The sequence below is a fragment of the Klebsiella sp. 64 genome, from assembly GCF_018223915.1.
Classification (GTDB): Bacteria; Pseudomonadota; Gammaproteobacteria; order Enterobacterales; family Enterobacteriaceae; genus Klebsiella; species Klebsiella pneumoniae.
Window position 1 is genome coordinate 111128 of the sequence record NZ_JAGRQZ010000034.1, and the last position, 19487, is coordinate 130614.

The following is a 19487-nucleotide window of genomic DNA, read 5'->3' on the forward strand; positions in this document are numbered from 1 at the left end:
CCTTTAAACGCTTTTCGACAACATTTTTCTGTGGGTATGGATCGACATTACGATACCAAACCCGGCCATCAGTACGATCAGGGCGGAGCCCCCGTAGCTCACCAGCGGCAACGGTACGCCCACCACCGGTAAAATACCACTCACCATACCAATATTTACGAAGACATAAACGAATAAAATCAACATTAAACCACCGGCCATGACCCGGCCAAAGGTGGTTTGCGCCTGGGCGGCGATCCACAGTCCGCGCATAATCAGCAGAATATAAAGCGCTAGCAGGATCAGTACGCCAATCAGGCCCAGCTCTTCGGCGAGGACGGCGAAGATAAAGTCGGTGTGGCGTTCCGGCAGAAACTCCAGCTGCGACTGGGTGCCGTGCAGCCAGCCTTTGCCGCGCAGACCGCCGGAGCCAATGGCAATTTTAGACTGAATAATGTGATAGCCGGCGCCCAGCGGGTCGGTTTCCGGATCGAGGAGCATCATCACGCGCTGACGCTGATAGTCGTGCATCAGGAAGAACCACAGGATCGGAATAAAGGCGGCGACCAGCACCACGGCGATACCAATCAGGCGCCAGCTGAGGCCGGAGAGGAACAGCACAAACAGTCCGGATAGGGCGATCAGGATCGAGGTCCCGAGGTCAGGCTGCGCTGCCACCAGCAGCGTTGGCAGGAAGATTAGCACCAGGGCAATGCCGGTGTTCTTCAGCGACGGTGGACAGACATCGCGGTTAATAAACCGCGCCACCATCAGCGGCACGGCTATTTTGGCGATCTCCGACGGCTGAAAGCGCACAATACCGAGATCCAGCCAGCGCTGCGCCCCTTTGGAGATGGCACCGAAGGCGTCAACGGCTACCAGCAGGATGATACAGAAAATATAGAGGTAGGGCGCCCAGCCTTCATAGACCCGCGGCGGGATCTGCGCCATGACGATCATGATCACCACGCCCATGGCGATCTGGCCGATTTTACGCTCCATCATGCCGACATCCTGACCGCTGGCGCTCCAGATAACCAGCGCGCTGTAGGTCAGCAGCGCCAGCAGGATAAGCAGCATGGTGGGGTCAAGATGGATTTTATCCCATAGCGATTTTTTGTTCGGATTATCCGTCATTATTGATCCTCCCCTGCGGTTACCGCCGGGTTTTCGCTTGGCAGCGTAGTGTTGTTATCGCCCAGCATGATGTGATCGAGGATCTGGCGCATAATCGTACCGACCGCCGGGCCGGCGCCGCCGTTTTCCAGAATCATCGCCACGGCAACCTGCGGGTTGTTATAAGGCGCAAACGCTGTCATCAGTTTATGGTCGCGCAAGCGCTCGGAGATCCGGTGCGCGTTATAGGTTTCGTTGGCCTTCAGGCCGAACACCTGAGCGGTACCTGACTTGGCCGCGATTTTATACGGCGCGCTGGCGAAGTATTTGTGCGCGGTGCCGTTGCCGCGGTTGGCCACGCCGTACATGCCGTCTTTGGCGATTTCCCAATAGCCGGAATGGATATCGCCTACCGGCGGCTCATGGGGCTGGACCCAGGGTACGGGCTTGCCGTCTTCCACGGTGCTCTGCAGCAGATGAGGCACCTTCACCACGCCGTCGTTAATCAGGATCATCAGCGCTTTGTTCATCTGGATCGGCGTGGCGGTCCAGTAACCCTGGCCGATGCCCACCGGAATGGTGTCCCCCTGGTACCAGGGTTTCTTAAAGCGCTTGAGCTTCCATTCGCGGGTCGGCATGTTGCCAGAGCGCTCCTCGGAGAGGTCGATACCGGTGTAATGGCCGTAGCCAAACTTGCTCATCCACTCTGAGAGACGGTCGATGCCCATGTCATAGGCGACCTGGTAGAAATAGGTATCTGCAGACTCCTCGAGCGCTTTGGTGACGTTCAGATGGCCGTGGCCCCACTTTTTCCAGTCACGATAGCGTTTCTCTGAGCCAGGCAACTGCCACCAGCCGGGGTCGAAGAGGCTGGTGTTGCGGGTGATCACCCCGGCGCTCAGCGCCGAGACGGCGACGTACGGTTTGACCGTCGACGCCGGCGGATAGACCCCCTGCGTCGCTCGGTTGACCAGCGGTGTGTTCGGGTCGTTGAGCAGCGCGGAGTAATCTTTGCTGGAGATGCCGTCGACGAACAGGTTCGGGTCATAGCTCGGGGTTGAAACCAGCGCCAGAATAGCGCCGGTACGCGGGTCGGTCACCACCACGGCGGCGCGGCTGCCGGCCAGCAGCGTTTCAATATACTGCTGCAGCTTGAGGTCGAGGGTGAGGTAAATGTCGCGTCCGGCCTGCGGAGGCACCTCTTTCAGCTGACGAATGACGCGGCCGCGGTTGTTCACTTCAACCTCTTCGTAGCCGGTCTGACCGTGCAGAACGTCCTCGTAATAACGCTCTATACCCAGCTTACCAATGTCGTGCGTCGAGGCGTAGTTGGCCAGCTTGCCCTCTTTATCCAGGCGGTCGACGTCTTTATCGTTAATTTTTGAGACATAGCCAATGACGTGAGTCAGCGCCGAATTATAGGGGTAATAACGACGCTTGTAGCCTTTGACTTCCACGCCGGGAAAGCGGTACTGGTTGACGGCAAAGCGGGCCACCTGCACTTCGCTGAGGTTGACCTTTACCGGAATCGAGGTAAAACGATGGGAGCGGGCGCGCTCCTTTTTGAAACCGGCGATGTCATCGTCAGTTAAATCGACGACGTCGCGTAGCGCATCCAGCGTCTGCTGTACGTTATCGACTTTCTCCGGCATCATCTCCAGCTGGTAAATGGTGCGGTTAAGCGCCAGCGGGGTGCCGTTGCGATCGTAAATAATGCCGCGGCTCGGCGGGATCGGCACCAGCTTGATGCGGTTTTCGTTCGAGCGCGTCTGATAGTCGTCGAAGCGAACGATTTGCACATTGTACAGGTTGGCGATCAGAACGCCGGTAAGCAGCAAAATCCCCAAAAAAGCGACCAGCGCCCGGCGCACGAACAGCGAGGATTCAGCCGTATAGTCGCGGAAAGAATTCTGTAATTTCATTCGCTGCTTAGTCTACCCTGATCATCATTACTCACGGTGGTACGGGTGGTTGGTGGTGATGCTCCACGCCCGGTACAGACTCTCGGCCACCAGTACGCGCACCAGCGGGTGAGGTAAGGTGAGGGTGGAGAGCGACCAACTCTGTTCCGCCGCTGCTTTACAGGCGGGAGAGAGACCCTCCGGACCGCCTACCAGTAAACTGACGTCGCGCCCGTCCTGTTTCCAGCGTTCCAGTTCGCGCGCCAGCTGCGGTGTATCCCATGGTTTACCCGGAATATCCAGGGTCACGATGCGGTTCTTACCGGCAGCGGCTAACATCATCTCGCCCTCTTTTTCGAGGATGCGTTTGATATCAGCGTTCTTACCGCGCTTACCGGCAGGGATCTCCACCAGCTCGAACGGCATATCTTTGGGAAAACGGCGCAGATACTCGCTAAAGCCGGTCTGTACCCAGTCCGGCATTTTGGTGCCAACGGCCACCAGCTGCAACTTCACGCATTAACTCCAGAGTTTTTCCAGCTCGTACAGACGACGGCTCTCTTCCTGCATGACGTGGACCATCACGTCGCCGAGGTCGACGACGATCCAGTCGGCGGCGGCTTCCCCTTCAACGCCCAGCGGCAGCATGCCGGCGGCGCGGGACTCCTGAACCACGTGGTCGGCGATAGACATCACATGACGCGTGGAGGTGCCGGTGCAGATAATCATGCAATCGGTGATGCTGGATTTGCCATGTACATCAATGGCAACGATGTCCTGACCTTTCAGGTCATCAATTTTGTCGATAACAAAATCCTGGAGTGCTTTACCCTGCAAGTGTTCCCCCTGGGTGCGTGAAGATTGATAATCATAAAGAGCCTGACAGTATACCTGAACTGATGAAAAAGTCGGGTGAAATGTCTGTCGGCAGGCGTTCGTGGCGGGCTATCATCCCATCCCTCGCCGCGGATTGCATCGCCATTTTTGTAAAACAATTTCTGCAAACCGGCTTTGGCGGATGCTGCCTGGCAGCGGAGAATAACAGCCTGCTCTGGCCTGTCAATGGTCTGGCGGGAATTCTTCTTGCGGCTGCCAGACGGCCTGGCTATTTAATACCCGCAGGGTGGTGAAATCGTCGCGGATTTCGAGGAGGCTCCAGGCGCCATGGGCAATGGGAAAGTGCCACATCGCCGCCGCAGGCATCTGCAACAGCAGGGCGGTCAGCAGGCTCAGGACGCCCTGATGGCCGACGATCAGCAGATGGTCAAGATGGCGGCAGTCGGTCAGCGTTGGGATAAACTCGCTGACGCGGCGGGCAAAATTCTGAAAGCTTTCGCCGTTGGTGGGGGCCGCATGCTGCCAGTCGGCACACCAGGCGGCATAGTTTTCCGCATCTTCTCGCTGGAGGTCGCGATGATGACGCATCTCCCAGTCGCCGAAAAACATCTCATTGAGCGCGGGATGGCGCTCACGCGGAATAGCGCGGTCGCCAAGCAGCAGATCGGCCGTTGTCCCGGTCCGCGCCAGCTCGCTACAGAATACTTTATCGAAAGGCGCCAGGCGCAGCCGTTCGCCGAGCGCGCGCGCCTGAGCGACGCCGCGCGGCGTCAGGGGCGTTGGGGCATGGCCGCTGTATAACCCGGCAACGTTGGCTTCGGTTTCGCCATGGCGAACTAACCACAATTTCATGAACAGGCTCTGACAGGCGATGAAGAGATGGCGTTACGATAGCGCTTTTTTCGCGCCAGGCCCAGCCTGGGGTCAGCAATAGAGTCCCTGCTCGCGGATGTAATCCAGCACGGCGGCGGGCAGCATCTCGGCGCAGGACTCGCCGCGCTCAAGGCGCTGGCGGATGATCGTCGCGGAAATATCGAACCACGGCGTCTCAGCCAGGTAGATCACGCCGGAAGGGCGGTTATGCAGAGACTCCACGTCGTGGGTTAAATGGCGATCCAGCCAGCGCTGATCCGCTTCCTGCGCCATGGTCAGCGGGTAACCCGGGCGGCGGCAAACAATCAGGTGGACATTGTCGAGAATGGTTTCATAGTTGTGCCAGGTGGGAAAGGTCAGTAGCGAATCCTGGCCAATGATAAACGCCAGCGGTTTGCGCGGCCCCTGCTCCTGGCGCCACTCCTGCAGCGTTTGCGCCGTCCAGGAGGGGGTATCGCGCCGCAGTTCGCGTTCATCGAGCGTGAACAGCGGTTTATCGGCAATCGCCAGCTTCAGCATGTGCACGCGCTGGGCGCTGGTGGCTTCCGGCTGCGGCCGGTGCGGCGGGACGTTGTTAGGCATGATGATGACCTTGCTCAGGCCAATCTGATTCGCCAGAATCTCAACCGGCTTGAGGTGACCGTAATGCACCGGATCGAAGGTGCCGCCATAGATTGCCTGTAACTGAGTCATATCAACCATCAATAAAAACGTCCGCCAGGGCTTTGTGGCAGAGCAACAACGAAAGACTTTCCAGTTCGGGCCAGACGTCGTGCCCGTAATCCTGTTTAAAGGTGAGCTCCGCGCGGGTCAGAAGGGTCACCGCCTGGCGCAGCTGTTCCCCGCTCAGGCGCGTGAGAGCGTCGCTGAGCAGCTGACGGCGGTTTTGCCAGACCCGGTGTTTATCAAACAGCGAGCGCAGCGGCGTGTGCGTCGCCTGGCGCTTGAGGGTAACCAGCAGCAGCAGCTCCCGCTGCAGAGTACGCAGCAGGATCGCCGGCTCGCAGCCTTCAAGGCGTAACTGCTGCAGGACGTGCAGCACGCGCTTACTTTTGCCTGCCAGTAGGGCATCGACCCAATGGTAAGGCGTAAAGTGCGCGGCATCGTTTACCGCTTGCTCAACGCGGGGCAGGGTTAGCTTACCGTCCGGCCAGAGCAGCGCCAGACGCTCCAGCGCCTGCGCCAGCGCCAGCAGATTGCCTTCGTAACAGTAGCACAGCAGCTGACTGGCCGCGTCATCGAGCTGCAGCTGATGCTGTTTGGCACGGGCGGCCAGCCAGCGCGGCAGCTGCGCGTATTCCGGCGTCTGGCAACTGACCTGGACGGCGCGCTGAGCCAGGGCGGTGAGCCATGCGGCATTCTCCTGGGCTTTGGTCAGCTTATTTCCGCGAACTATCAGCAGCAGGTCGTCGTGCAGCAGGCCAACCAGCGTGGCGAGCTGTTCATTGATCGCCGCGTTGGGGCCGTTTTCCGGTAGGATCAACAGCAGGGTTTGCCGGCTGGCAAACAGGCTCATCGCCTGGCTTAAGGCGAAAATCGCCTGCCAGTCGGTGCTGTTGTCGATTGAAAAAGTATGGTGCTCGGTAAAGCCCTGCGCGGCAGCAGCTTCGCGAATGGCGTCCTGGCTTTCCTGCAACAGCAGGGGATCGTTGCCAAGCAGCAGATAGGCCGCGCGCAGCCCTTCAGTGAGCTGCGCGCGGAGCTGTTCCGGGTACAACCGAATCATCATTGACCCAGCGTGGTGGAGACGCGGTTACCCGAGGAAGCCGGCGCCGCGCTGCTGGCGACCGGTTTCTCTTCCTGCTGGGTTGCTTCAACATCCGCTACCTGAACGCTTGGCAGCTTACGAATCAGCTGTTCCGCCGCTTTGTCGTACATTTCCTGGATAATCATATCCTGCTCGGCGTCTTTCGCTAATGCCGCCTGCGGGTTATCAAAGAACGACCGATAGACCTTGGTGGTAATCGGATAGATATCGTGACCCGGGATCAGGACGCTGGCATGAACGGTCATGACCATCTGATACTCCGCCGTACGACCATCCTGGAACACCGATGCGGTATCTTTCTGAATCGACGAGCCATCGAGGCGCAGAGAAGGGACATCTTTACGCAGCGTGCTGGCGTCGATCAGTTCCACGCCGTTAAGACGCAGCTGATTACGTACCGCGCGGCTTAACGGGCCGTTCGGATCGCTCGACTGGAAAATCATGGTTTTCATGGTGGCGGGCACCTTGGTAGTGCTACGCAAATGCCAGCCACAGCCGGCGGTGACGAGCACCGCCAGAGATAACAACATTGTTACCAGATATCGCACGCTTCCTCCCGCGCTTAGCCAACGACCAGATTGAGCAGTTTACCCGGAACGTAAATCACTTTACGCACGGTTTTACCGTCGAGATATTTCGCCACCAGATGTTCCTGGCCGGCGCGCTCGCGAACCTGCTCTTCAGTTGCATCTACCGCAACGGTAATTTTACCACGAACTTTGCCATTGACCTGGACGACGACGAGGGTGCTGTCTTCCACCATCGCGCTCTCATCCGCTACCGGCCACGGCGCGTTGTCGATATCGCCTTCGCCGTTCAGCTCACGCCACAGGGTGAAGCTGGCGTGCGGAGTGAACGGGTTGAGCATACGCACCACCGCCAGCAGAGCTTCCTGCATCAGCGCACGATCCTGCTCATCTTCCTGCGGCGCTTTCGCCAGCTTGTTCATCAGCTCCATGATTGCCGCGATGGCGGTGTTGAAGGTCTGACGACGGCCGATGTCATCGGTCACTTTGGCGATGGTTTTGTGGATATCGCGACGCAGCGCTTTCTGATCTTCGCTCAGAGCCGCCACGTTCAGTGCCGCAACCTCTCCTTTAGTGGTGTGCTCGTAGACCAGTTTCCAGACGCGTTTCAGGAAGCGGTTCGCCCCTTCAACGCCAGATTCCTGCCACTCGAGGGTCATATCCGCCGGGGACGCAAACATCATGAACAGACGCACGGTATCCGCGCCGTAGCGCTCAACCATCACCTGCGGGTCGATGCCGTTGTTTTTCGACTTGGACATCTTGCTCATGCCGGTGTACACCAGCTCGTGGCCCGCCGCGTCTTTGGCCTTCACGATGCGGCCTTTTTCGTCGCGCTCAACGATGGCGTCAACCGGGGAAACCCAGTTACGTTCGCCGTTTTCGCCCACATAGTAGAACGCGTCAGCCAGCACCATGCCCTGGCACAGCAGCTGTTTCGCCGGCTCATCGGAGTTCACCATGCCCGCGTCGCGCATCAGCTTATGGAAGAAGCGGAAGTAGAGCAGGTGCATGATGGCGTGTTCGATACCGCCGATGTAGATATCTACCGGCAGCCAGTAGTTGGCCGCTTTCGAATCCAGCATTCCTTCCTGATACTGCGGGCAGGTGTAGCGCGCATAGTACCAGGAGGATTCCATAAAGGTGTCAAAGGTGTCGGTTTCGCGCAGCGCCGGCTGGCCGTTGACGGTGGTCTTGGCCCATTCAGGATCGGCTTTGATCGGGCTGGTGATGCCGTCCATGACCACGTCTTCCGGCAGGATCACCGGCAGCTGATCTTCCGGGGTCGGCAGCACGGTGCCATCTTCCAGGGTCACCATCGGGATCGGCGCGCCCCAGTAGCGCTGACGGGATACGCCCCAGTCGCGCAGACGGTAGTTAACTTTACGCTCGCCCACGCCCATGGCAGCCAGTTTGTCGGCAATGGCGTTGAAGCCCGCTTCATAATCAAGACCGCTGAACTCGCCGGAGTTAAACAGGACGCCTTTCTCGGTCAGCGCCTGCTCGGAGAGATCCGGCTCGGAGCCGTCGGCAGCGAGGATAACCGGCTTAATGTTCAGACCGTACTTGCTGGCGAACTCGTAGTCGCGCTGGTCGTGACCCGGAACGGCCATTACCGCGCCGGTGCCGTATTCCATCAGCACAAAGTTTGCCGCCCAGACCGGAATTTGTTCACCGGTCAGCGGATGAATGGCTTTAAAGCCGGTATCGACGCCTTTTTTCTCCATCGTCGCCATGTCGGCTTCGGCCACTTTGGTATTGCGGCACTCGTCGATAAAGGCGGCCAGCGCCGGATTGTTCGCCGCAGCCTGCTGCGCCAGCGGGTGACCCGCCGCGACGGCCAGGTAGGTACAACCCATAAAGGTGTCCGGACGGGTGGTGTAGACAGTCAGTTTGTCAGCGTAGTCGTTGACGTCAAAGGAGATTTCTACCCCTTCCGAACGGCCGATCCAGTTGCGCTGCATGGTCTTCACGGTGTCCGGCCAGTGGTCCAGCTTATCCAGATCGTTCAGCAGTTCATCGGCGTAGGCGGTGATTTTAATAAACCACTGCGGGATCTCTTTACGCTCGACCTTGGTATCGCAGCGCCAGCAGCAGCCGTCGATAACCTGTTCGTTGGCCAGCACGGTCTGGTCATTCGGGCACCAGTTCACTGCGGAGGTTTTTTTGTACACCAGGCCTTTTTTGTACAGCTCGGTGAAGAACTTCTGCTCCCAGCGGTAATATTCCGGGGTGCAGGTCGCCAGCTCGCGGCTCCAGTCATAGCCGAAGCCCAGCATTTTTAGCTGGTTTTTCATGTAGGCGATGTTGTCGTAGGTCCACGGCGCTGGCGCGGTGTTGTTTTTCACCGCCGCCCCTTCTGCCGGCAGACCGAACGCATCCCAGCCGATCGGCTGCAGGACGTTTTTGCCCAGCATGCGCTGGTAGCGGGCAATCACGTCGCCGATGGTGTAGTTACGCACGTGACCCATGTGTAGTCGACCAGAAGGATAAGGAAGCATCGACAGGCAGTAATACTTCTCTTTGCTCTCGTCTTCAGTTACTTCAAATGTACGATTTTCGTCCCAGTGAAGCTGGACTTTCGATTCTATCTCTTCCGGGCGGTATTGCTCTTGCATGGCAGCCAGTGGTCCTGTTTTCAATACAGCTACAAAGTGTAGCCAATGGATGTGTTATTTCAGATCGGCATAGCATAGCCCAAACGCCCACGTCAAAACAGCTTTTCGCACATCAACATCGGCAAAAGCTGCGCAGATTATTTCGCGACTCTGTGGCTTGTCAGACACAGCGGGAGAGGAATAAGGTCTATTATCAGAAGACGTTAACCCCACCGGAGGCGAAATGATGAACAAGGTTGCTCAATATTACCGTGAACTGGTCTCCTCGCTCAGCGAACGGCTCCGCCATGGAGAGCGCGATATCGACGCGCTGGTGACGCAGGCGCGGGAAAAAATCGTCCGCGCCGGCGATCTGACGCAGAGCGAGATCGAGTCGGTGATTGCGGCGGTCAAGCGCGACCTAGAGGAGTTTGCCCGCAGCTACGAAGAGAGTCACGAAGACGAGAGCGACAGCGTGTTTATGCGGGTGATCAAAGAGAGCCTGTGGCAGGAGCTGGCTGATATCACCGACAAAACCCAGCTCGAGTGGCGGGAAGTCTTTCAGGATCTGAATCACCACGGCGTGTACCACAGCGGCGAAGTGGTCGGTCTGGGCAACCTGGTCTGCGAGAAGTGCCACTATCACCTGGCGGTATACACCCCGGACGTGCTGCCGCGCTGTCCAAAATGTGGCCACGATCAGTTCCAGCGTCGGCCCTTCGAGCCCTAAGCGTGCGAAAAACGATGCGCGAGGCTTCGCGCATCGTGGTTTGTCTTATTTCACCGTGTTGACTTCGGTGCTCTTGAAATACTGTTTTCCACCCATGTCGCTAACATATTTCTGCGATGAGTTCAGTACCAGCTTGTCAGCAGTTAACGTCCCGACTCCGCATTTCGCCAGGCCCAGTATGCCGCAACTTTTACCACCATTGACCACTTTGGTGGCGGTTAACGTCATGTTGCCGCCCGCGCTGAGGGTTGAATAATTGTAGATCGCGCCTTTATTTTTGGTATTTAAGATCAGGTCGCCGGTGCTGCTGATCTGCCCTTCGTTGGTGATATCTGAGTAGGTCGTGATTGAAATATTTTTGGCAGTAATATTGCCATAATTATTCACTACGCCGTGATCGGTGGTGATATCGGCGGCATTCATATAACCATTTTGGTTCAGCCAGTAGCTGTGGGCGGTAATGGCGTTGGTTGCCTCAATACGACCACTGCTGCTTTGCGCCAGCGTGCCATTGGTCTGCAGATTGATATTTTCGCCGGTGATATTGCCGAGGTTATAGATCTCGCCCGTATTGGCGCTGCCGTCCTGTGTAAGCGACTGAATGGTGGTTTGGCCAGTAGAGTTAATATTGCCGGTGTTTTTAAAGCTGTCGCCGACAAACGTCAGGCTGGTGTGTTTGGCGCTGATTTTGCCTTCATTGAGGAAATCACCGATTGCCGTGGCGGCAATCTGGTTATTTGACAGCAGGGAGGCTTTTTCTTCGTTGCGGATTTTCCCGCCGCTGGTCAGGCTTAATCCACTGGTGCCGGTCATCGTGCCTGAGTCGCCGTTGGTGATGTTGCCGTTAGCGGTGGCAATCAGCTGGCCGCCGGAGAGAGAACCGGTGTTAACGATATAATCGCCACTGGAGAGCATTAAATAATAGGCGCCGGCGATGCTACCGTCATTGGTGATGCCCGTGACGGTGGAAACCTGGCTCAGCAAACCTTTGCCCGTTATTGACCCTTTGTTCAGTAAATTACCGTTGCTGGTGAGCATCAGCGTGCCGTTGGAGATAATAGAACCCTTATTACGTACGCCAAAGCCGATATTATTGCCAACCATGCTGATGCTGTTGGCCTCAATGCCGCCAAGGCTGCTGACGTCGATGCTGTACTGCGGGTTAACCGTCATCTGGATCAGGGTGGCCTTTTTACCGGCGGAGGTCACCGAGCCAGAGCTGTTATCCATGGTGAAGTTGCCCGCGCTGACCAGGGCGTTGTTGGCCTGCACTTTACCGTTAATCTTAATCGCGTCGGCGAGCAGAACCGCGTAGCCGTTGGCGGCGTTCATGCCATTTTCGCCGATGGTGAGGGTGCCTCCCGTTACGGTATAGCTGCCGATGGCGCCATCGTCGGTCATATTAACCTTGCCGGTGGTCAGGATAGCCTTGTTGGTATTAACAAAGCTACAGCCGGAACAGGTGATGCCGTTCGGGTTGGCGATTACCACATCCGCTTTCTGACCGTTGACTTCGATAAAGCCCTTCAGGCTACTGGCGTTTTTGGAGGTCACCTCGTTCAAAATCACCGAAGCGCTGCCGGCGGTCAGATTATTGTTGCGGGCGATATTGCCAAATGTGCTGTGGCTGACATCATCGCCGCTGTTATTAAGGATGGTGCCATTGGTGCCGACGTTGAAGTCGCGGTACAGGTTATGGGAGACACCGGCGGCGTTCGGCTTTTCAATATCGATAACCGTGGCGCCGGAAGAGTGCGTATAGCTTGTGGGGTCGGCATAAACTACCGACGAGGTTAATACTGCCGCCAGTGCGACATAAGAAGCCTTAAACTTAAACATTTTCTTTATTCCTTTAAATAATGATTAATAAATAATGTAAATATGACGAGTCAATAATGTGCGAATTAATACCTCCACTGTAATGAAAAGCCCATATTCAGGGCGTCGCTATGAAACTTATCCGGTTTACTCAGCGGGGTACTAATAAACAGATCGTACTGCGTTGACCATAGCTGACCGCGCAGCCCGCTGACGGCGCCGGAGAGCACTTTGCCTTTTTGATATAGATCGGCGCCGATAAGACGGCCTATATCCGCGCCCAAATAGAATTGCCGCTCGTGGGTGGCCAGATCCCAGATAAAATCGTTGCGCCAGTACCATCCCTGATTGCCGGACAGGCTGTTTTCACCGTCAAAACCGCGCACGCTCCAGCGGCTGCCAATATTGAATTTATTATCGGAAGCGAGTTTGTCCGGGCTGAACTGGGCGCTGAGGCGGGGAGCCCAGGTAAATTTGTCGCCGGTGGCGTCAAATTTCATCATTGCCTGCAGATTACCATGCACAATCCGCGACAGCGGGCTATACAGCCCGGCCTGCTCTTCCGGCGTTGCTGTCGAGCTGAGCCACGGCAGGCTGCGCTGGATGCCGATGCTGGCATCAACAATCTTTTTGTTAAAGTAGTGCTGGTGGTTGAGGGTGAATTCCCATGAGGGGTTCTGCTTGCGCATCACCAGTAGCTCACTGCCGCCGAAGTAATAATGCGAGGTGCTCTTGGCGATCCGCAGGTCAGCGGTGGTTTTTTGCTGCCGGGTGTGGGAGAGCAGACGACTCAGCGTGGCGCTGTAGTAGCGATTTTTACTCTTATAATCCATCGTCGACCAGTTGCCGTTAAACTGCTGACGATACTGGCTGTATGCCCCGTAGGCGCTTAGTGTCCAGTAGCCAAAGGGAATGGAGTAATACAGGCTGCCGTTGTGGTTGCCGTCGTTATGCTGATTGAATTCAATATCGCCCCCGCCGGAAAGGTACAGGATATCGTTGAGGGTGGTCAGGTCATAGAGATAGAGGGCCCCCCCGGCCTGGTAGCGTCCGCTGGCTTTGCTGCCGGCGTCGTCAAGCCAGGCGCCAAGCTGCCATTTTTTCGCCAGGCTGCGGGCGATCTGGATATCGCTTTCTCCCTCGTGTTGGCCCGGCAGCAGTTTCATGTGCGCGGTGGCGCCGGGCAGACGCTGCAGGTTGGCCATCCCTTGCTCAAGGTCGCTTAAGCGCAGGATAGTACCGGAAGAGGTGGGTAGGGAATTCCACAGGCGGGTGGTGTCCGAGCCGTCGGCATAGTCGATAGCGCCCACTTTGCCATAGTGCAGCGTGAACCTGAGTATGCCGTGCTCCAGCGACTGGGAGGGCACATCAATCAGCGAGGTGATGTAGCCTTGCGCGATCAGCTCATTTTGCAAGGTATAGGCCAGCAGGCGAATGCCTTCGCTACCCAGACAGCGTCCCTGCGCCTGCCGTGCGGTTTTCGCCAGTAATTTCCGGGTGAGCGCCTGGTTATCGGAGTCGATATCGACCCGGTTGATCAATTTGCAATGCGTTTCCTCAGGAAAAGGGATCCCCTGCGGCGCCACGCGCTGTTGTGAAGACTGAAAATCCTGTTGCTGCGGCGCCAGCGCCTCCTGGCGGGCTTTATCCTGCTCCGTCTGGTGAGTAGAAGAGGCCAATGGCGCGGCCCCGGCGGCTGAGGTGCCCGCCAGCGTGATAAACAGCAGCCCGGTGAGCGTGCGAGATCGAATTAACATGAAGCAATATCCATTTGTTTCATTGGTTTGGTGGCGCATCCATTATTCTGCGAGCGGCAGAGAATATTGATGGCCTTTATTTCGGCGCAGGCGAGGTCAGGCAAGAATATTACATTCAATTAATAAAATAATCGTGCGACGAACCTGTTACGAGGCGTTATATGCTAGCGGCGGTGGCAAGGCCGGTCCACGAATTCATTATTGAATTCTTTATGAATTGATCGATTTAATAAATAAGTTCAGCTTTTATCGCCCAGGTTTATTGGGTACGTAAATGATAGTAGCGATAATCCGCCGCATAAATAACATTGGCGAATAATATGGCGGAAAAGATTAACTGCGCATACCGGGCGGTATGCGCAGAGAAAAACCATTAATGGAGTATTTTGGCGAGGAAATCTTTGGCACGCTCGGATTGCGGATTGGCAAAGAAGGCCTCTTTATCGGCATCCTCGACAATCTTCCCTTCATCCATAAAGATCACCCGGTTCGCCACCTTGCGGGCAAAGCCCATCTCATGGGTCACGACCATCATGGTCATCCCCTCGTTGGCCAGTTCGACCATAACGTCCAGCACCTCGTTAATCATCTCCGGGTCAAGCGCTGAGGTGGGCTCATCAAACAGCATGGCGATCGGGTCCATACACAGGGCTCGGGCAATGGCCACGCGCTGCTGCTGGCCGCCGGAGAGTTGCGCCGGGTATTTTTCCGCATGCGCCGCCAGGCCAACGCGCTCCAGCAACTTGAGGCCTTTCTTGCGCGCTGAGGCTTTATCGCGGTTAAGAACTTTGACCTGCGCCAGCGTCAGGTTGTCGATAATCGACAGATGCGGGAACAGTTCAAAATGCTGAAACACCATGCCGACGTGCGAGCGCAGTTTAGCCAGGTTGGTCTTTTTATCGTTAACCACGGTGCCATCGACAATAATCTGCCCCTGCTGTACCGGCTCAAGGCCGTTCACAGTCTTAATCAGCGTGGATTTACCGGAGCCTGACGGCCCGCAGACCACCACGACTTCGCCTTTTTTCACTTCCGTGGAGCAATCGGTCAGCACCTGAAAGTGACCATACCATTTTGAAACGTTTTTCAGGGTAATCATTACACAGTCCTTTTCTTCAACCAGCTGACCAACAGCGAGGCGCTGAGGCTAATCACAAAATAGACGCCGCCCGCGAACAGGATCATTTCGACCTGGGTTCCGTCACGCTCGCCAATGGTGGAGGCGGTACGGAAGAAGTCGGCGAGACTCAATACATACACCAGCGAGGTATCCTGGAACAGGACGATCCCCTGGGTTAGCAGCAGCGGCACCATGGCGCGGAAGGCCTGCGGCAGGATCACCAGCCGCATTGACTGCCAGTGGGTCATCCCCAACGCCAGCGCGGCGCTGGACTGGCCGCGGGAGATGCTCTGAATGCCGGCGCGGATAATCTCTGAATAGTAGGCGGCTTCGAACATCGAAAACGCCACCATCGCCGAGATCAGGCGAATATCCGTTTTCGGCGACAGTCCCAGCACGTTCTGCAGGAAGCCCGGGACAATCAGGTAGAACCACAGCAGGACCATCACCAGTGGGATTGAGCGGAATACGTTGACGTAGGATTTAGCAAACCAGGCCAGCGGCAAGAAGCTGGACAGGCGCATAACCGCCAGCAGGGTGCCCCAGACGATGCCGACCACGATGGCGATCACCGTAATCTTAAGGGTGATCACCAGCCCTGCCAGCAGATAGGGCATGGAGGGAACGATCGAACTCCAGTCAAAATCGTACATTATTTGCCTCCCATATTGCCAGGCAGGCGAACCTTACGCTCGACCACATACATAATCAGCATAATCACCGCGTTGATGAAAACATAGGCCAGGGTGATGGCGGTAAAAGACTCCCAGGCATGAGCGGAGTAGTCCAGCAGTTTGCCCGCCTGCGCGGCCATATCGGCCAGACCGATGGTGGAGGCGATGGCCGAGTTTTTCACCAGGTTCATCATCTCCGAGGTCATCGGCGGCACGATAACGCGGTAGGCGTTCGGCAGCAGCACGTAGCGGTAGGTTTGCGGCAGGGTCAGGCCCATCGCCAGGCCGGCGTTCTTCTGCCCGCGCGGCAGCGACTGGATGGCGGCGCGTACCTGCTCGCAGACGCGAGCGGCGGTAAACAGCCCCAGGCACAGCATGGAGGAGACAAAGAATTGAATGTTTGGGTCCAGCTCCGATTTAAACCACATGCCGATATTTTCCGGCAGGAACTCCGGCACCACCAGGTACCAGGTAAAGAACTGCACGATCAGCGGCACGTTGCGAAACAGTTCGACATAGCAGGTGCCAATGCCCGAGAGGAAGCGATTGGGTACCGTGCGTAAAATGCCGAACAGTGAGCCGACGAGAAAAGCGATGATCCAGGCCGAGATGGAGAGGGCGACGGTGATTTGAAAACCGCTCCACAGCCAGCCCAGGTAGGTAGTGTTGCCGAAGGGGGCCTGTTGCAGGAATATCCCCCAGTTCCAGTCTATTGACATACATGACTCCTGGAAAAAAAAGGGTAGCCATTGCTACCCTCGAAGACGGTTGTCCAGCTTGTTTCGGTATTCGCGGCGGCTGGGGAACGACCAGCCGCCGTATAGTCTGTCCGTGCTGTGACAATCATCGGGAGGGCAGGATATCCCGCCCCTGGTTGTTATAATTAGTTCAGTGCTTTGTCGTTAGGTGATTTGAACAGCGCTTTCATGTCGTCCGACAGCTCGAAGTTGAGGTTAAGATTTTTTGGCGGAATCGGGTTTTTGAACCATTTGTCAAACCACTTCTCCGCTTCGCCAGAGGTCTGAGCCTGGGCGACGGTTTCATCAACCAGCGCCTTGAACGTCGGATCGTCCTTCCGCAGCATGCAGCCATAGGCTTCCTTCGACTGCGGGGTGCCGACGATTTCCCAGTTATCCGGTTTCTTCGCCTTGGCGCGTTCGCCAGCCAGCAGGGCATCATCCATCATAAAGGCCACGGCGCGTCCGCTCTCCAGGGTGCGGAAAGAGTCGCCATGATCTTTGGCGCTGATAATGCGCATATTCATTTTTTTCTCATCGTTCAGCTTATGCAGCAGGATCTCTGAGGTGGTTCCGGAGGTGACGACGACCGCTTTATCCTTCAGGTCCGGAAAATCTTTGATCGGACCGCCTTTCTTCACCAGCAGACGGGTACCGACCACGAAGATGGTATCGGAGAAGGCCGCCTGTTTCTGGCGCTCAAGGTTGTTGGTGGTTGAGCCGCACTCGAAATCAAAGGTGCCATTCTGCAGCAACGGGATACGGTTCTGCGAGGTGACCGGGATCAGTTTGACCTGCAGATCGGGTTTGTTCAGTTTTTTCTTGATGGCATCGACGATGGCGTTGGAATAATCCTGAGAGTAGCCCACAACCTTCTGCTGGTTATCGTAGTAAGAGAACGGGACCGAAGATTCACGATGGCCGACAACGATAACCCCGTTTTTGGCGATCTTATCCAGGGTGTTCTGGCCAGCCGCCGGGGCAGCATCTTCCGCCTGCGCCAGACCAGCGGTCATTCCCATTACCAGCATTGCCGTGGCCAGTTTACGTAATTGCATATCCAACTCCTTATCCGCAGCGTCAGCGACGCTATTGATACCCATTGTGATTGTGTGTGTTGTTATTGGGGGCACGCGTCCACGTGCCGCATTTGTATGTGTTTGTTAGCATTTAGTTTGGCTTAATGTAAAGATTTTGCTGCTTTATTGTTTATTTTTGCGAAGCGCTCCGCACCAATCGGAGGCAAATATCTTCCATTGCACCAAAATAGCGCGACCACCGAACGTTTCTGGTGCAACCTGGTTGCACTGGGTCGGACGATGCCGCTACCAGGTTAAATAAAGCAATGACTGTGCCAGAGCGGCAGATGATGGGAAGAAAAAGCCGGCGACGGGCGTCGCCGGCGGAGAAACTTATCGGCGACGCTGGCGCAGGCTCATCAGCAGCGCGGCGAAACCAAACAGCGCCGTCAGCGCCCATAGCGGCCAGTTGCCGGTGCGGGCGTAAGGGGTTAAGCCGCTGGTGGGGGTCACGGTGGTGGTCAACACCTCGCGGGTAAACTGCGGGATCATCTTCTGGATCTCGCCGCGCGGGCCGATCACCGCAGTAATGCCGTTGTTGGTGCTGCGCAGCAGCGGGCGGGCCAGCTCCAGGGCGCGCATTCGCGCCATCTGGAAGTGTTGCCACGGGCCGATGGACTTGCCGAACCAGGCGTCGTTGGAGATGGTCAGCAGGAAGTCGGTGTCCGGCCGGAAGTTATCCCGCACCTGTTCCCCGAGGATTATCTCGTAGCAGATGGCCGCGGTCAGCTTCAGGTTATGCGCCATCAGCTGCGGCTGCACGTAGGGGCCGCGGCTGAAGGAGGACATCGGCAGGTCAAAGAACGGCGCCAGCGGACGCAGAATCGACTCCAGCGGTACAAACTCGCCGAACGGCACCAGATGGTTCTTGTTGTAGCGGTTGGTCGAGTCGTAGCGGTACGGGTTATCTTTGCCGAGAGTAATGATGGTGTTGTAGGTATCGTAACGGTTCTGCTTGTTGAGACGCGCATCGACGATGCCGGTGATCAGCGAGCTGTCTTTTGCGCGCAGCAGATCGTCCATCATGCTGAGGAACTGCTGCTGGTTGATCTCCAGATCCGGGATCGCCGATTCAGGCCAGATAATCAGCTGCGAGTGGCCGATATGCGGCTGGGTCAGCGCCAGGTAGGTTTTCAGGGTATTGACCAGCTGCTTTTCGTCCCATTTCATGGCCTGTGGGATATCGCCTTGCACCAGCGAGACCTGGGTCGCGCGCGCCGGCAGCAGCTGATACCACTGGATATAGCGCAGCGGGAAGGGCAGGGCGAACAGCAGCGCGGCAATCGCCAGCGGCTTCCAGTTGCGCTGGACGAGGGCCAGGGCCAGCAGGCCGCTGACTACCATCAGCAGGAAGTTAATCGCCTCGACGCCCATCACCGGCGCGAGACCTTTCAGCGGGCCGTCAATCTGGCTGTAGCCGAACTGTAGCCACGGAAAGCCGGTCAGCACCCAGCCGCGCAGGAACTCGGTGATTTGCCAGACGACAGGGGCAGCGATAGCCATCCGTATCCAGTTAGTTTTAGGCCACAGACGGGCGAGCAGGCCGGCAAACAGGCCGGTGTAGAGCGAGAGATAGGCCGCCAGCAGAACGACGAGGAAGACGTTAACCGGGCCGGGCATTCCGCCAAACTGCGCGATGCTGACATAGACCCAGTTGATACCCGTGCCGAACAGCCCGAGTCCCCAGAAATAGCCGATCCCGGCGCTTTGCAGCGGGCGTCGGTTGAGGGTTAACGCCTGCAGACCGATCAGCGAAACGATAGCCGCTGGCCAGAAGTCATAAGGTGAAAAAGCCAGCGTTCCGCTGGCTCCAAACAACAGCGCCAGCAACAGACGTATGCGCTGGCGTTCAAGAAGAGAGGCAAATACCATTTAGGTTAATCGTCCCGTTAATTAACGCCTGCTGCTACAGGCTATTCTTTTTGCCAGCCGGACGCGGGGCACCTACAACCGTGTATGACTCGCGGTCTCCCG

Annotated in this window: 17 protein-coding genes; 1 reads left to right on the forward strand and 16 read right to left on the reverse strand. The window is 56.9% G+C overall.

From position 1 onward, the window contains the following. Positions 1–3: 3 nt before the first annotated feature. The 9 genes from mrdB to leuS all read right to left on the reverse strand — a co-directional run bounded on the left by mrdB (position 4) and on the right by leuS (position 9619). Positions 4–1116, reverse strand: coding sequence for a peptidoglycan glycosyltransferase MrdB (gene mrdB / locus KHQ23_RS21145; protein ID WP_002894613.1), 1113 nt, complete (start codon positions 1114–1116; stop codon positions 4–6). Continuing rightward, positions 1116–3017 carry a peptidoglycan DD-transpeptidase MrdA gene (gene mrdA / locus KHQ23_RS21150; RefSeq protein ID WP_002894617.1) on the reverse strand — a complete coding sequence of 634 codons (1902 nt, stop codon included), beginning with the start codon at positions 3015–3017 and terminating at the stop codon, positions 1116–1118. The genes mrdB and mrdA overlap by 1 nt, the downstream gene beginning before the upstream one ends. 27 nt (positions 3018–3044) lie before the next feature. Continuing rightward, positions 3045–3512, reverse strand: coding sequence for a 23S rRNA (pseudouridine(1915)-N(3))-methyltransferase RlmH (gene rlmH / locus KHQ23_RS21155; protein WP_002894620.1), 468 nt, complete (start codon positions 3510–3512; stop codon positions 3045–3047). Positions 3513–3515: 3 nt separating this feature from the next. Continuing rightward, on the reverse strand, positions 3516–3833 hold the full coding sequence (gene rsfS / locus KHQ23_RS21160) for a ribosome silencing factor (protein ID WP_002894623.1): 318 nt from the start codon (positions 3831–3833) through the stop codon (positions 3516–3518). 222 nt (positions 3834–4055) lie between these two features. Beyond that, positions 4056–4685, reverse strand: coding sequence for an adenosylcobalamin/alpha-ribazole phosphatase (locus tag KHQ23_RS21165; protein WP_004191320.1), 630 nt, complete (start codon positions 4683–4685; stop codon positions 4056–4058). Between the two features lie 72 nt (positions 4686–4757). Further along, on the reverse strand, positions 4758–5408 hold the full coding sequence (gene nadD / locus KHQ23_RS21170; RefSeq protein ID WP_004176879.1) for a nicotinate-nucleotide adenylyltransferase: 651 nt from the start codon (positions 5406–5408) through the stop codon (positions 4758–4760). Beyond that, positions 5401–6432, reverse strand: a complete 1032-nt coding sequence (gene holA, locus KHQ23_RS21175) for a DNA polymerase III subunit delta (protein WP_002894692.1) — start codon at positions 6430–6432, stop codon at positions 5401–5403. The genes nadD and holA overlap by 8 nt, the downstream gene beginning before the upstream one ends. Beyond that, positions 6432–7022, reverse strand: coding sequence for an LPS assembly lipoprotein LptE (gene lptE / locus KHQ23_RS21180; protein WP_002894693.1), 591 nt, complete (start codon positions 7020–7022; stop codon positions 6432–6434). The genes holA and lptE overlap by 1 nt, the downstream gene beginning before the upstream one ends. A gap of 14 nt (positions 7023–7036) precedes the next feature. Beyond that, the gene (leuS, locus tag KHQ23_RS21185; RefSeq protein ID WP_004179029.1) at positions 7037–9619 is read right to left on the reverse strand and encodes a leucine--tRNA ligase; all 2583 of its coding nucleotides are present in this window, start codon (positions 9617–9619) and stop codon (positions 7037–7039) included. A gap of 226 nt (positions 9620–9845) precedes the next feature. Here leuS and KHQ23_RS21190 point away from each other — a divergent pair, with 226 nt between their 5' ends. Further along, on the forward strand, positions 9846–10328 hold the full coding sequence (locus KHQ23_RS21190; protein WP_002894699.1) for a zinc ribbon-containing protein: 483 nt from the start codon (positions 9846–9848) through the stop codon (positions 10326–10328). 45 nt (positions 10329–10373) lie between these two features. Here KHQ23_RS21190 and KHQ23_RS21195 read toward each other — a convergent pair whose 3' ends face one another. The 7 genes from KHQ23_RS21195 to lnt all read right to left on the reverse strand — a co-directional run bounded on the left by KHQ23_RS21195 (position 10374) and on the right by lnt (position 19385). Then, positions 10374–12167 carry a filamentous hemagglutinin N-terminal domain-containing protein gene (locus tag KHQ23_RS21195; protein ID WP_032434192.1) on the reverse strand — a complete coding sequence of 598 codons (1794 nt, stop codon included), beginning with the start codon at positions 12165–12167 and terminating at the stop codon, positions 10374–10376. Between the two features lie 65 nt (positions 12168–12232). Then, positions 12233–13903, reverse strand: coding sequence for a ShlB/FhaC/HecB family hemolysin secretion/activation protein (locus tag KHQ23_RS21200; RefSeq protein WP_004176875.1), 1671 nt, complete (start codon positions 13901–13903; stop codon positions 12233–12235). 373 nt (positions 13904–14276) lie between these two features. Next, positions 14277–15002 (reverse strand): amino acid ABC transporter ATP-binding protein, encoded by a 726-nt coding sequence (locus KHQ23_RS21205; RefSeq protein WP_002894706.1) that lies wholly within the window; start codon positions 15000–15002, stop codon positions 14277–14279. Beyond that, the gene (gene gltK, locus KHQ23_RS21210; protein WP_002894707.1) at positions 15002–15676 is read right to left on the reverse strand and encodes a glutamate/aspartate ABC transporter permease GltK; all 675 of its coding nucleotides are present in this window, start codon (positions 15674–15676) and stop codon (positions 15002–15004) included. The genes KHQ23_RS21205 and gltK overlap by 1 nt, the downstream gene beginning before the upstream one ends. Next, positions 15676–16416: an amino acid ABC transporter permease gene (locus tag KHQ23_RS21215; RefSeq protein ID WP_002894709.1), complete on the reverse strand. Its 741-nt coding sequence runs from the start codon at positions 16414–16416 to the stop codon at positions 15676–15678. The genes gltK and KHQ23_RS21215 overlap by 1 nt, the downstream gene beginning before the upstream one ends. 164 nt (positions 16417–16580) lie before the next feature. Next, the gene (locus KHQ23_RS21220) at positions 16581–17492 is read right to left on the reverse strand and encodes an amino acid ABC transporter substrate-binding protein (RefSeq protein ID WP_002894712.1); all 912 of its coding nucleotides are present in this window, start codon (positions 17490–17492) and stop codon (positions 16581–16583) included. 354 nt (positions 17493–17846) lie between these two features. Continuing rightward, a complete protein-coding gene (lnt, locus tag KHQ23_RS21225) occupies positions 17847–19385 on the reverse strand; it encodes an apolipoprotein N-acyltransferase (RefSeq protein ID WP_004147589.1) in 1539 nt (512 codons plus the stop codon). Positions 19386–19487 lie beyond the last annotated feature (102 nt).

Bases quoted from the DNA above. Each gene is read 5' to 3' on its own strand.
- mrdB (WP_002894613.1), bottom strand. From the start codon at position 1,116: ATGACGGATAATCCGAACAAAAAATCGCTATGGGATAAAATCCATCTT.
- mrdA (WP_002894617.1), bottom strand. From the start codon at position 3,017: ATGAAATTACAGAATTCTTTCCGCGACTATACGGCTGAATCCTCGCTG.
- KHQ23_RS21165 (WP_004191320.1), bottom strand. From the start codon at position 4,685: ATGAAATTGTGGTTAGTTCGCCATGGCGAAACCGAAGCCAACGTTGCC.
- nadD (WP_004176879.1), bottom strand. From the start codon at position 5,408: ATGGTTGATATGACTCAGTTACAGGCAATCTATGGCGGCACCTTCGAT.
- holA (WP_002894692.1), bottom strand. From the start codon at position 6,432: ATGATTCGGTTGTACCCGGAACAGCTCCGCGCGCAGCTCACTGAAGGG.
- leuS (WP_004179029.1), bottom strand. From the start codon at position 9,619: ATGCAAGAGCAATACCGCCCGGAAGAGATAGAATCGAAAGTCCAGCTT.
- KHQ23_RS21190 (WP_002894699.1), top strand. From the start codon at position 9,846: ATGAACAAGGTTGCTCAATATTACCGTGAACTGGTCTCCTCGCTCAGC.
- KHQ23_RS21195 (WP_032434192.1), bottom strand. From the start codon at position 12,167: ATGTTTAAGTTTAAGGCTTCTTATGTCGCACTGGCGGCAGTATTAACC.
- KHQ23_RS21200 (WP_004176875.1), bottom strand. From the start codon at position 13,903: ATGTTAATTCGATCTCGCACGCTCACCGGGCTGCTGTTTATCACGCTG.
- KHQ23_RS21205 (WP_002894706.1), bottom strand. From the start codon at position 15,002: ATGATTACCCTGAAAAACGTTTCAAAATGGTATGGTCACTTTCAGGTG.
- gltK (WP_002894707.1), bottom strand. From the start codon at position 15,676: ATGTACGATTTTGACTGGAGTTCGATCGTTCCCTCCATGCCCTATCTG.
- KHQ23_RS21215 (WP_002894709.1), bottom strand. From the start codon at position 16,416: ATGTCAATAGACTGGAACTGGGGGATATTCCTGCAACAGGCCCCCTTC.
- KHQ23_RS21220 (WP_002894712.1), bottom strand. From the start codon at position 17,492: ATGCAATTACGTAAACTGGCCACGGCAATGCTGGTAATGGGAATGACC.
- lnt (WP_004147589.1), bottom strand. From the start codon at position 19,385: ATGGTATTTGCCTCTCTTCTTGAACGCCAGCGCATACGTCTGTTGCTG.